The organism is Chitinophaga sp., from assembly GCF_039596155.1.
GTDB lineage: Bacteria > Bacteroidota > Bacteroidia > Chitinophagales > Chitinophagaceae > Chitinophaga.
This window is the reverse complement of sequence record NZ_JBCNKF010000009.1, coordinates 144,680-157,482: the sequence shown is the minus strand read 5'-3', so window position 1 is coordinate 157,482 and position 12,803 is coordinate 144,680. Positions and strand designations below refer to the sequence as shown.

Annotated in this window: 13 protein-coding genes; all 13 read right to left on the bottom strand. The window is 47.5% G+C overall.

All coding sequences use genetic code 11. The annotated features are described in order from the left end of the window. Positions 1-79: 79 nt before the first annotated feature. Positions 80-835: an imidazole glycerol phosphate synthase subunit HisF gene (gene hisF, locus ABDW33_RS11345; protein WP_343690182.1), complete on the bottom strand. Its 756-nt coding sequence runs from the start codon at positions 833-835 to the stop codon at positions 80-82. 12 nt (positions 836-847) lie between these two features. Beyond that, positions 848-1,990 (bottom strand): 1-(5-phosphoribosyl)-5-[(5-phosphoribosylamino)methylideneamino]imidazole-4-carboxamide isomerase, encoded by a 1,143-nt coding sequence (gene hisA / locus ABDW33_RS11340; RefSeq protein ID WP_343690181.1) that lies wholly within the window; start codon positions 1,988-1,990, stop codon positions 848-850. Positions 1,991-1,993: 3 nt separating this feature from the next. After that, the gene (gene hisH, locus ABDW33_RS11335; protein ID WP_343690180.1) at positions 1,994-2,590 is read right to left on the bottom strand and encodes an imidazole glycerol phosphate synthase subunit HisH; all 597 of its coding nucleotides are present in this window, start codon (positions 2,588-2,590) and stop codon (positions 1,994-1,996) included. 5 nt (positions 2,591-2,595) lie between these two features. Beyond that, positions 2,596-3,366, bottom strand: a complete 771-nt coding sequence (gene trpA / locus ABDW33_RS11330) for a tryptophan synthase subunit alpha (RefSeq protein ID WP_343690179.1) — start codon at positions 3,364-3,366, stop codon at positions 2,596-2,598. A 7-nt stretch (positions 3,367-3,373) separates the two neighbouring features. Then, on the bottom strand, positions 3,374-4,585 hold the full coding sequence (gene trpB / locus ABDW33_RS11325) for a tryptophan synthase subunit beta (RefSeq protein ID WP_343690178.1): 1,212 nt from the start codon (positions 4,583-4,585) through the stop codon (positions 3,374-3,376). Between the two features lie 21 nt (positions 4,586-4,606). Then, complete coding sequence (locus tag ABDW33_RS11320; protein ID WP_343690177.1) at positions 4,607-5,227, bottom strand: phosphoribosylanthranilate isomerase; 621 nt, start codon at positions 5,225-5,227, stop codon at positions 4,607-4,609. Further along, positions 5,228-6,028, bottom strand: a complete 801-nt coding sequence (gene trpC, locus ABDW33_RS11315) for an indole-3-glycerol phosphate synthase TrpC (RefSeq protein ID WP_343690176.1) — start codon at positions 6,026-6,028, stop codon at positions 5,228-5,230. Then, positions 6,025-7,020, bottom strand: coding sequence for an anthranilate phosphoribosyltransferase (trpD, locus tag ABDW33_RS11310; protein WP_343690175.1), 996 nt, complete (start codon positions 7,018-7,020; stop codon positions 6,025-6,027). Before trpD ends, trpC begins: the two co-directional genes overlap by 4 nt. An 11-nt stretch (positions 7,021-7,031) precedes the next feature. Then, complete coding sequence (locus ABDW33_RS11305) at positions 7,032-7,601, bottom strand: aminodeoxychorismate/anthranilate synthase component II (RefSeq protein WP_343690174.1); 570 nt, start codon at positions 7,599-7,601, stop codon at positions 7,032-7,034. A 1-nt stretch (position 7,602) separates the two neighbouring features. After that, a complete protein-coding gene (locus tag ABDW33_RS11300) occupies positions 7,603-9,009 on the bottom strand; it encodes an anthranilate synthase component I family protein (protein WP_343690173.1) in 1,407 nt (468 codons plus the stop codon). Between the two features lie 309 nt (positions 9,010-9,318). Beyond that, complete coding sequence (gene hisB / locus ABDW33_RS11295) at positions 9,319-10,455, bottom strand: bifunctional histidinol-phosphatase/imidazoleglycerol-phosphate dehydratase HisB (RefSeq protein WP_343690172.1); 1,137 nt, start codon at positions 10,453-10,455, stop codon at positions 9,319-9,321. Further along, entirely contained in the window at positions 10,455-11,504 is a 1,050-nt protein-coding gene (gene hisC, locus ABDW33_RS11290) for a histidinol-phosphate transaminase (RefSeq protein ID WP_343690171.1), read from the bottom strand. Before hisC ends, hisB begins: the two co-directional genes overlap by 1 nt. A gap of 14 nt (positions 11,505-11,518) precedes the next feature. Beyond that, positions 11,519-12,793: a histidinol dehydrogenase gene (hisD, locus tag ABDW33_RS11285; RefSeq protein WP_343690170.1), complete on the bottom strand. Its 1,275-nt coding sequence runs from the start codon at positions 12,791-12,793 to the stop codon at positions 11,519-11,521. Positions 12,794-12,803 lie beyond the last annotated feature (10 nt).

Here is a 12,803-nt window from a genome sequence, read left to right as displayed (position 1 = left end):
TTACTTTAGCAGTGTAAAAGTAGCAGTTTTATTGTGAGTTTTTAACCGGGATCGTTCTGCCTTTGGCCAACACAACAAATTAAAACCTGATGTTTACACCCTTTTGATATAAATATGTCTTCAATTCAGGGATCTCAATTTCCTTGTAATGGAAGATACTCGCCGCCAGGGCCGCGTCAGCCTGCGCATTTTCAAACACTTCTGTAAAATGCTCCATTGTACCAGCGCCACCGGAAGCTATCACCGGTACATTCAGGTGCTGGGACAATTTGCCGGTAATGTCCAATGCAAAGCCCTGCTTGGTGCCGTCATTGTTCATAGAAGTGAGCAATATCTCGCCCGCCCCCCTGTTGACAGCTTCTTTTGCCCAGTCATAGCATTTCACATCTGTTTTCACACGGCCGCCATTGAGGTACACATACCAATCCCCATCTTCAAAACGGGTATCGATCGCCAGCACCACGCACTGACTGCCGAACTCCCTTGCCAGCTCATCCACCAGCTCAGGACGCCTGAAAGCCGAAGTATTTACAGAAATCTTGTCAGCACCATTCTGCAGCAATACACTCACATCTTCTACTGAGGAGATTCCACCGCCTACTGTAAATGGGATATTCACATGTCTGGCAATACTTCTTACCAGTTCAGACAAGGTCTTACGACGCTCGTTGGTAGCAGTGATGTCCAGGAATACCAGTTCATCTGCTCCCTGCTGCGCATATAGGGCACCCAATTCAATCGGATCCCCTGCATCGCGGATATTTTCAAAGTTCACCCCTTTTACCGTACGGCCATCTTTGATGTCCAGACAAGGTATGATACGTTTTGTCAACATGGCTTGTGTTGTTTACTTCATTAATTGTTTCAACTCTTCCATTGAGATCTTTCCCTCGTAGATCGCTTTTCCTACGATCACGCCATTACAACCTGCTTCCTGCAGTGCATAGATATCGTCGATATTACTCACACCACCGCTGGCTACAAAGTCAATGTCAGGAAAACGCTCCAGGATCTTTTTGTACAGGGGAATGGACGGCCCCTGCAGCAAACCGTCTTTTGCTATATCCGTACAGAAGATGTGATGTACCCCTTCCTTAATATTCGATTCCAGGAAATCGTAGATAGAGAGGTCTGTTGTCTCCAGCCAGCCGCCTACTGCGATCTTCTCCTCTTTTACATCTGCACCCAGGAAAATCTTGTCTGCGCCATACTGTTTCACCCAGCTAAAAAAGAGTGCTGGTTCCTTCACGGCAATAGAACCGATAGTAGCCAGTGCGGCGCCGTTTTCAAATACAATGCGGAGGTCATCTTCTTTTTTGATCCCTCCGCCAAAATCTACCACCAGGCCGGTATGGCCTGCGATCGCTTCCAGCACCTTCCAGTTCACTACACTGCCCTTTTTAGCCCCATCCAGGTCTACCAGGTGCAGGCGGGTCACGCCAATACTTTCAAACTCTTTCGCCACCTCCAGCGGGTGTTCGTTATACACTTTCTTCTGTGCATAATCTCCCTGTGTGAGGCGTACGCATTTACCATCTATAATATCTATTGCCGGAATCACGCTGAATTGCTTCGCGGATGCCCGACCCAGTTCAATTTTCATCTTACGAAATGTATTATTGCCTTTTTTAAAAGGTGCACTGTCATACACATAGCCTCTCTTTTCATAGAAGCCAAATGCCGAATCGCGGGCATCGCACCACAGGAAAGGAATACGTTCCCTGCGGCAGAAGTCTTCTACATGAGATAACAATATGCTGCCATATCCTTTTCCCTGGCAGGCGGGTGATATTGCCAGCTTACGAAAGCGTGCACCTGCCCGCTCCGGGAATAACGAAATGACACCCACCAGCGTAGATTGTTCAAACAATCCAAAGTGCAGGCCATCCTCATCACCTTCTACCTTTACAGCTTCCAGTGACTGATCAGGATACAGTACATCCCTGCGCAGGGCGAGTGTATCGACTGTATTTATTCTTCTTACCTGCATGGTTTATTGGATCTTCAGGAAGTTTTCCAGGATTTGTTGTCCTGCATCTGCTGACTTTTCCGGGTGGAACTGTACCGCGTAAAAATTATCTTTCTGCAGGGCACTGCTGTAGTTGATCACATAGTTTGTAGTCGCCACAGTATCTGCGCTTAGCGCGGCATAATAACTGTGTACAAAGTACATGTAACTGTTCTCAGGCACATGCTCAAAAATTGCACTGTACAAACCTGTAATATTGTTCCAGCCGATCTGCGGGATCTTCAGCAGGTTATCTACCGGTGACTGGAATTTTTTCACTTCCACATCAAAGATGCCAAGGCAGGGCGTATCATTTTCTGCTGAATGTTTACACATCAGCTGCATACCCAGGCAAATGCCCAGTGTAGGCTGCTTCAGGTCCTTGATGAGCAGGTCGAGCTTTCTTTCTTTCAGATAGTTCATGGCGGTGCTCGCCTCTCCTACCCCGGGAAAGATCACCCTGTCTGCAGCACGGATTTCCTCCGGGTTATCTGTTACTACACCTTCCACGCCAATGCGGTCCAGTGCATATAATACAGAGCGGATATTGCCGGCGTTGTACTTGATGATTACCGTTTTCATAAAATCTATTTTACACTGCTGATAAAGTCTTTGACAGCAGTGTCGATATTGGTCGCATTTTCGATAGCGCGGATAAAGGCAGTACCTATGATTGCACCATTGCTGTGTGCACAGGCCGCCGCAAAGGTAGCTTTATCTTTGACACCAAACCCGATCAAAACAGGGTTCTTTAACTGCAACTTTTCGAGTTTTTCGAAATATGCCTGCTGGTGGCCCATATCCTTGTCTGTACCCGTGGTAGAAGAAGAAGATACGGCATAAATAAATCCTTTGCTCAGGCTGTCGATCTTACGAATCCGTGCTTCGCTCGTTTCTGGCGTCACCAGGAAGATCAGGTGCAGACCATAATGTTCGAAGATCGCTTTGTATTCATTTTCATACTCGTCCATCGGCAGGTCAGGCAAAATCAGGCCATCTACACCTACTTCTGCACATTTCTGGCAGAAAGCCTCTATGCCATACAGCAATACCGGGTTCAGGTATCCCATCAGGATTACAGGCACCGTAATGGTTTTGCGGAAATCTTTCAATTGTTCAAACAACACGCGGAGTCCCATGCCATTCTTAATAGCACGGGTACTGCTCTCCTGTATCACCGGGCCATCGGCCAGCGGATCTGAAAAAGGCATACCCAGCTCTATCAGGTCTGCGCCATGCTGTTGCAGTGCCGTCATTACCGGCAGTGTATCATTCAATTCCGGGAAACCCGCTGTGCAGTATATATTGAGAATGCCTGTTTTCTTACTGGCAAATAACTGATCTATGCGATTGCTCATAAAATATTTATTTGTTGGGCAGATTACGAATGTATGTTTCCATATCCTTGTCTCCACGACCACTCAGACATACGACCACTACATCTGTTGGTTTGAAAGGAATTTCACCCAACTTCGCCAGTGCGTGGGATGATTCCAGTGCAGGGATAATACCTTCCAGCCTGGTCAGCTCGTAAGCCGCTGCCAGCGCTTCCTCGTCTGTAGCAGCGAGGAAAGTACCCCGGCCACTCTCATACAAATGTGCATGCAATGGACCAATACCCGGATAATCCAGGCCTGCAGAAATGGAATATGGCTCTGTGATCTGCCCATCGTCTGTCTGCATCAGCAGCGTTTTGGCTGCGTGGATAATACCCAGCTTACCCAATTGGGTCGTAGCAGCTGAATGACCGCTATGTACCCCTTTGCCCGCTGCTTCCACAGCAATGATCTTTACATCCGGCTCATTCAGGAAGTGGTAATAAGTACCGGCAGCGTTACTACCGCCACCTATACAAGCGACTACATAATCCGGATTCGGATTGCCTGTCTTCTCTTCCAGCTGTTTGCGTATCTCTTCACTGATCACTGACTGGAAACGGCTCACCATATCAGGATATGGGTGAGGACCTGCCGCTGTACCCAGGATGTAATGGGTGCTCACAGGATTGTTAATCCAGTCGCGGATCGCTTCATTACACGCATCTTTCAACGTCTGACTTCCACTGGTAGCAGCTACCACAGTCGCACCCAGCATCTTCATACGAGCTACGTTCGGCGCCTGTCGCTGAATGTCGATGCTACCCATGTAGATCACACATTCCATGTTCATCAGGGCGCATACCGTCGCTGTTGCTACCCCGTGCTGACCGGCACCGGTTTCAGCAATGATACGGGTCTTTCCCAGCCGCTTTGCCAGCAGGATCTGACCAATTGTATTATTTACCTTGTGTGCGCCGGTATGATTCAGATCCTCCCTTTTCAGGTAGATCTGTGCACCATACTTTTCAGACAGGCGTTTTGCAAAATATAATGGAGAAGGACGACCTACATAATCACGCAGCAGCTGTTCAAACTCCTGCTGAAAACCTGGTTCACGCAGGATCTCCAGGTATCGCGTCTGTAATTCCTCCACGTTGGGATAGAGCATTTCCGGTACGTAGGCACCACCAAAGCGGCCATAGAAACCTTTTTCATCTACATGATAGGGTAAGCCCAACGTATTTTCAGCGATCTTCATGCTTGACTATTTTAAATAAGTTTATAAAATCTTTGTTGAGAACTGCTGCACCTTATCCATATCCTTCACACCGGGTGCCGTCTCAAATTTACTGTTCACATCAGCTGCAAACAATGCCGGGTGTTCAAATGCCAGCAGGTCTTCCAGCTGCTCAGGACCAATACCGCCACTTAGAAAGAACGGATGATCGTAAGGATAACTGTTCAGCAACTCCCAGTTGAATCGCTTGCCTGTACCACCGTAAGCCTGGCCGGCAGCAGTATCGAACAGGAAATAGTTGGTCACAGCTACATATGCCTCCAGCATAGCCCAGTCTACATCCTCACCAATCCTGAAAGCCCTGATCACCGGTACCAATGACTGTAAAGCCGCACAATAAGCAGGATCTTCATCACCATGCAACTGCACCAGGTGCAGGCCATAACTGCTGATAAGCTGTTTTACCTGTTCCAGTGGCGCATTTACAAATACACCTACTTTCAATATCCCTTTCGTTTCCCGCACGGTACGGGCATCCAGTTTGTTCCCCACAAAGCGGGGCGATTTCTCATAAAAGATAAAGCCGGCATAGTGTACACCCAGTTCAACCAGTTTTTCCAGGTTGTCTTTCCGGGTGATCCCGCATACTTTTAATTGCATCATTTATCCTTTCAGTTTACCAGACAGCTCCGTCACAAAGTTCTCAAATGCCCTTGCAGGATTTTCTGTCTTCATGAAGTGCTCACCGATCAGGAAACCGTTGAACCCGGCCTTCTTCAGTGTCACTATATTATCTGTGTTGCTGATACCACTCTCCGCTACCTTGCATTTACCTGCAGGGATACGGGGGGCCAGTTCACAACTACGGTTGAAATCTACTTTGAATGTAGTGAGGTCACGGTTGTTCACCCCTACGTTCTGAATATGATCCGTTACCTTATCCAGCTGATCACCACTGTGTACTTCCAGCAGTACCTCCAGTCCCAGGTTGTGTGAAAAGGCAGCTAACCGCGCTACTTCTTCTTTGGTAAGACATTCTGCGATGAGCAGGATAACGTCTGCACCGAGCGCTTTTGCTTCCAGGATCTGGTATTCGTCGATCACAAAATCTTTTCTCAGCACAGGAATATTATTCACTGCACGGGCCTGTACCAGATCGTCGGAACTACCGCCAAAGAACTGTTCATCTGTCAATACTGACAGACCTGAAGCACCATAGCGGGTATAAGCCATGGTTACATCCTGTACGGTAGCAGTGCCATTGATCAACCCTTTGGAAGGAGACTTTCTCTTGAATTCTGCAATGATCCCCGTTTTCTCAGGATGCAACAGAAAGGCGGACAATGACAAAGGCTCCCGTTTGAAGGCAGATGACTGTTCGAGCTCCGCTACCGGGCGTTGCTGTTTACGGGCGGCTACTTCCACATGTTTATGTGCGACTATTTCAGTAAGGATATTTTTCATGACTGCAAACTTATCAACTTCTTGAAAGAATTGTGTGCGGCGCCGGATTCCAGTGATTCAACAGCTGCCAGGAAACATTCCTCGTAGGTAGGATACTTGCCCAGTGTATGCAGGCCCATAGCGGCATTCGCCATTACTACCGCATTCTGTGCCCAGGTACCTTCGCCCTTTAAAATTTTCATAAAGATTTTGGCGGCTTCTTCAATAGAGTTGCCTCCATAAATATCTTCCGGGAAAACCTTGCGTTTACCCAACTGCTCAGGTGTCCAGTCTCTCTCCCCTTTGTTGGTGATGACACGGGTATCTGAAGTGAGTGAAATTTCATCGTACCCATCCAGACTATGCACGATGGTATATTGCTTGTCGGTTTGCTGAAAGAGATAGTTATACACACGTGCCAGTTCCAGGCTGTATACACCAATCAGCTGGTGCTGTGCAAAAGCCGGATTTACCAATGGACCGAGTACATTGAAGAAGGTGCGTACTCCCAGCTGACGACGCACGCCAGCTACATTCTTCAAAGCCGGATGAAACAGTGGTGCATGCAGGAAACAAACACCGGATTCTTCCAGTTCCGCACGCAGCTTTGCATCGTCATTCTTGAATTTATACCCGGCCGTCTCCATCAGGTTGGAGGCACCGCTGATGGAGGATACACCCACATTGCCATGCTTGGCCACCTTACCACCTGCACCTGCTACGATAAAGCAGGAAAGGGTACTGATGTTGAAAGAGTTCTTGCCATCGCCACCTGTACCTACGATGTCGAGTACATCATACCCATTCAGGTTGACCGGGATGCAGAGTTCCAGCAGGGCATCGCGGAAGCCCAGCAGTTCCTCTACAGTAATGCTACGCATAAGGTAGACAGTCATGAAAGCAGCTAGTTCACTTTCATTGTACATGCCCTTGGAAATACCCATCAGGATTTCTTTGGCTGCGCTGCGGGTGAATGTTTTATGTTCAAAAAGGTAATTCAGTATCTTTTTCATAATCCCGGGATTTATGCATTTAACCAGTTACGGATGATCTTTTCTCCTTCCGGTGTGAGTACACTTTCAGGGTGGAACTGTACGCCGCTCACATCATACTGCTGATGCTGCAATGCCATGATGTAACCATTGTCGTCCTTTGCAGTAACAGTCAGACCTGATGGCAACGTTTTTTCATCTACTACCCAGGAGTGGTATCTGCCAACTTCCAGCTGGTCAGGAAGCCCGTTGAATAACCGGCCCTCCCTGTTAATGATGTTTACAGGTGTAGCTACCCCATGGTATACATCTTTCAGGTTGATCAGGCTGGCGCCGAACGCTTCGCCAATGGCCTGCTGACCAAGGCATACACCAAAGATGGATTTGGTGGCTGCGTATTCTTTGATCAGCGGCAGCAGCAGTCCTGCTTCTTCCGGGATACCAGGTCCGGGAGAGAGGATGATCTTATCATAGTCTTTTACTTTTTCCAGGGGAATTTCATCATTACGGAATACACTGACTTTACCATTGATGATCTTCTCTACGAGGTGTACCAGGTTGTATGTAAAAGAGTCGTAATTATCAAACACAAGAATGTTCATGTCAGATTTTTTGTGCCAGCAGAATGGCCTGTTTTAATGCATTCAGTTTATTGTTCACTTCATCTTTTTCCGATTCGGCTACGGACTTTGCTACCACGCCGGCACCCGCCTGATAATACAGGGTATTGGATTTGCTCAGGATGCTGCGGATCATGATGGCATGGTTGAAGTCACCGTTGAAACCTACGGAACCGATACATCCGCCATAGAAACCACGCTGGGTGGGTTCATATTCGTCAATGATCTGCATGGCCCTGTATTTGGGCGCACCTGATAAAGTGCCGGCCGGGAAGGTAGCTGCCAGCAGGGAGAAAGGATTGCCTTTCTGTACCTTACCGGATACTTCACTTACCAGGTGTATGACGTGGGAGTAATATTGGATATTGCGATAAGAGTCTACTTCTACATCTGTAGCCAGGCGGCTCAGATCATTGCGGGCCAGGTCTACCAGCATTACATGTTCTGCATTTTCTTTCGGATCTTCCAGCAGGAGTTTTGCCAGCCTGCGATCTTCCTCATCATTGCCGGTGCGGCGGAAAGTACCTGCTATTGGGTGAATGGTAGCTTTACCATCTTTGATGATGAGCTGAGCTTCAGGAGAAGAACCCATTAATTTATAATCGCCGTAATCAAAGAAGAAGAGATAAGGGGAAGGGTTGATGGAGCGGAGTGCGCGGTAAACGTTGAATTCGTCGCCTTTGAAGGATTGGTTGAAAGCGCGTGATAATACCACCTGGAAAACGTCGCCCCGGAAGCAGTGTTGTTTACCTTTTTCAACAATTTCCATGTACTGCTCATCGGTCATATTGCTCGTTTCATCTCCGGTAGCAGTGAAGGAATAACTGGGTACGTCCTTGGACCGGATCAGCGATTCTATTAGTTCAAAGTCGCTATCGAGGCCATCTACACTATTTTCGCAGAGATATAATTCATCTTTGAAGTGGTTGATCACGATCACGTACTGATAGAATCGGTAGCGCATGAGTGGAATCGTGTTCCCGTTTGCTTTATCCTTATTGAATTCTATCGTTTCGAAGAATTGTACAGCGTCGAAAGTACTATATCCGAATAAGCTGTGAACGACCGGTAGCACAGGTTTATCCACAAAAGAAAAATTGCCGAGAAACTTCTGGAGCTCATCAAGAACGCTCTGGCGGCTTTTGAGTTGTTTTCTTTCCGGCGGGAGGTTGGGATACTTGAACTCAAAGTCTTTGGTGCTGGTGACTTCTATGCCTGCAATTGGTTTGATACAGATAAAGGAATAGCTGTTCTCACTGGCACGGTAGTCGGTACTTTCCAGTAGTACGGAGCCAGGGAACCGGTCACGAAGACGCAGGTAGATGCCCACTGGGGTAAATACATCTGCCAGCATTTGCTTTGATCTTGATTTTACTTGAATACTACCCATTTGATTTTGATTAGGTCTAAAAACGAAGAAGGCCCGCTGTGTAACAGCGAGCCTTCGAATTATTTACGATCACTACGGATCATGGCACTGTAACACGATATCAGGAACTGATAGTGTGCCAACGCCAATGATTGTTTGTAATGAATGTTGTCATGTTTGGTTTGTTTGCTTTATTTGCGAAACAAATATCTGTTGAATTATTTAAAATTACAAATGTTCCTCCAGATTTTTTCTGCCTCAGGCAGAAAAAATCTGGAGGAGGAGCGATAGCTGGTTCGGCGTCAGCCGGACCAGCTATCGCAGTTTATTTTAGAGCAATCCCTTCGTACTTGGCAACTGCATATTAGAAGGATTCCGCTTCACCGCCATCTTGATCGCCTTGGCAAACACCTTAAAGATCGCCTCTATCTTATGATGCTCATTCTCCCCTTCCGCCTTAATATTCAGATTCGCCTTCGCCGCATCTGAAAAAGACTTAAAGAAATGGAAGAACATCTCCGTAGGCATCTCCCCTATCTTCTCCCGTTTAAATGCTGCATTCCACACAATCCAGTTCCTACCTCCAAAATCAATCGCCGCCTGTGCCAGGCAATCATCCATTGGCAGGCAATACCCATAGCGTTCTATTCCTCTCTTGTCACCCAGGCCCTGTGCTACCGCCTCGCCCAATGCAATCCCCACATCCTCAATGGTATGATGCTCATCAATATGCAGATCACCCTTCGCCTTAATAGTTAGATCAATACTACCATGGCGTGCTATCTGATCCAGCATATGATCAAAGAAACCTAAACCCGTCTCTATCTCCGCCTTACCAGTACCATCCAGGTTCAGTTCAATATGAATATCCGTTTCCTTCGTCGTACGTGTATGTGATACTTTCCGCAATCCTAATTTCAGGAACTCATAGATCTTCTCCCAGTCAGTCGATTCCAATGCAATCACAGGCGCCAGCGCCTGTGCATCTGCGCTCACTTCCGCGCCGCCAAGGCCCGTCCCTTCATTCATCCAGATCGCCTTTGCACCCAGGTTCTTGGCCAGCTGTACATCTGTAATACGATCCCCGATCACGAATGAATTCGCCAGGTCATAGTCAGCAGTAAAATACTGCGTGAGCATTCCCGTACCAGGCTTACGCGTAGGTGCGTTCTCATGTGGGAAGCTACGATCTATATGATAGGCTTTAAAAAGTACCCCTTCATTCTCAAAAGCACGTACAATAAAATTCTGCGCCGGCCAGAAACTATCCTCCGGAAAACTATCTGTACCCAAACCATCCTGGTTTGTCACCATCACCAGTTCAAAATCCAGCTCTGCAGCAATACGCGTGAGCCACGTGAACACTTTCGGATAGAATTCAATCTTGTCCAGCGAATCAATCTGGTAAGTAGGTGGCACTTCTTTTATCAACGTACCATCGCGGTCTATAAAGAGAACTCTTTTCATTATTTAAAGTTGTTTATAGCATTTACCAATGTCACATTCTCTTCAGGCGTACCTACTGTGATACGCAGACATCCACCACACAATTCTACCTTAGAACGATCGCGTACAATGATTCCCTGTTCTACCAGGCTATTGTAAATACCCTTTGCATCCGTCGTTTTTGCCAGCAGGAAGTTCGCATCACTTGGATAAACATATTCAACCTGTGGTAACACTTCCAGCGAAGCAGCCAGCTTGTCTCTTTCTACCACGGCATCCCTGATCCATTCATTCACCTGGCCAATATTGTTCAGTGCTTCCAGCACCAGGTTCTGTGCGGACTGGTTGATATTGTAAGGCGCTTTCACTTTATTCAGTACATTGATGATCTCTTCACCTGCAAATGCCATTCCTACGCGCAATGCTGCCAGGCCCCATGCCTTGGAGAGCGTCTGCATCACCACCAGGTTAGGATATTCTGTCAGCTCAGCGATAAAGGTCTTCTGACGTGCATAGTTGATATAGGCTTCATCAACCACTACGATACCATCAAAATTATTCAGGATCATTTCAATATCTGCACGGTCAATAGAGTTACCGGTCGGATTGTTGGGAGAGCAGATGAAGATCAGTTTAGTATTTTCATCTACTGCTTCCTGCAATGCTGCCATATCAATCTGGAAAGTATCAGGGGTGAGCGATACTTTACGCACGATCACATCGTTGATATTCGCACTCACTTCATACATACCATAAGTAGGCGGGAACAGCACAACATTATCCACACCCGGACGGCAGAATGAACGATACAATACATCGATCACTTCATCACTACCATTGCCCAGGAAGATATTTTGCGGAGGTACACCTTTGATCTCTGCGAGTTTGTATTTTACCTTCCACTGCATCGGGTCGGGATAGCGGTTATATTTTACCGGCAATGGTGAGCCATAACTGTTTTCGTTGGCATCCAGGAAAATGGATGCTTCGCCTTTGAACTCATCTCTCGCTGTAGAATAAGGAACGAGGCGTTTTATGTTGTCGCGTAATAAGCTATTTAAATCGAACATACGATAAGATTAAATTATTTCAGACGGAGGGTTACGGCATTCCTGTGTGCATCCAACCCTTCTGCTGCGGCCATAATTTCGATAGTACTGCCAATATTCTGTAAACCTTCTTTGGTGAGCCGCTGGAAGGTGATCTTCTTCACGAAGCTATCCAGCGATACACCACTGTAAGCAGTGGCATATCCATTTGTAGGCAGGGTATGGTTGGTACCCGAAGCATAGTCGCCTGCGCTTTCAGGAGAGTAGTTGCCCAGGAACACAGAGCCGGCATTGATCACTGCATCTGCAATGGAGATATCATCTTTGCAGGCTACGATCAGGTGTTCAGGTGCATAAGCATTGAGCAGGTCCATCGCTTCTTCGTTGTCACGTACCAATATGATACGGCTGTTTTCCAAAGCTTTTGCTGCGATATCCTTCCGTGGCAGTGCTGCCAGCTGCGTGGCTACCTGCTCCTGTACACCCTTGATGATATCAGGGGTCGTGGTAACCAGCAATACCTGGCTGTCAGGACCATGTTCTGCCTGCGACAGCAGGTCTGCTGCTACGAACGCAGGTACACAGGTTTCATCTGCCAGCACCGCTACTTCCGAAGGGCCCGCAGGCATATCGATGGCTACACCATCTTTGTTGATGAGCTGCTTTGCACAGGTTACATATTGGTTGCCCGGACCGAAGATCTTGTGTACACGGGGAACACTTTCCGTACCATATGCCATGGCTGCAATTGCCTGTACACCGCCGATCTTATAAACACGATCCAGTCCTACCTGCTCTGCGGCAAACAGCACGGCAGGGTGCACCTCCCCTTTTGCATTGGAAGGCGTGCAGAGGATGATCTCTTTACAACCTGCAATTACTGCCGGAATGCCCAACATGAGGATGGTGGAGAACAATGGGGCAGAACCGCCCGGGATGTATAATCCAACTTTCTCTATTGCCACTGGTTTGCGCCAGCATTGAACACCAGGCATGGTTTCAATCACCTTGCCGGATTCATGCTGTGCTTTGTGGAAGACTTCAATATTCTGCTTAGCCTGTAAAATGGCTTTTTTCAGTGCGGGATCGAGGGTAGCAGCTGCCTGTGCAAACTCCGCAGGTGTCACTGCGAGGGCATCCAGCTGTACTTTATCAAATTGCTGCGCATATTTACGAACGGCTGCATCTCCATTCTGTCGCACATCTGTGAGGATGTTACCTACACTGGTTTCCAGTGCAGTATTGTCAAATACCGGGCGGCGCAGCAGCTCCGGCCATTGTGAACGTTCTGGATATTCGAATACCAACATATGTCAGCGA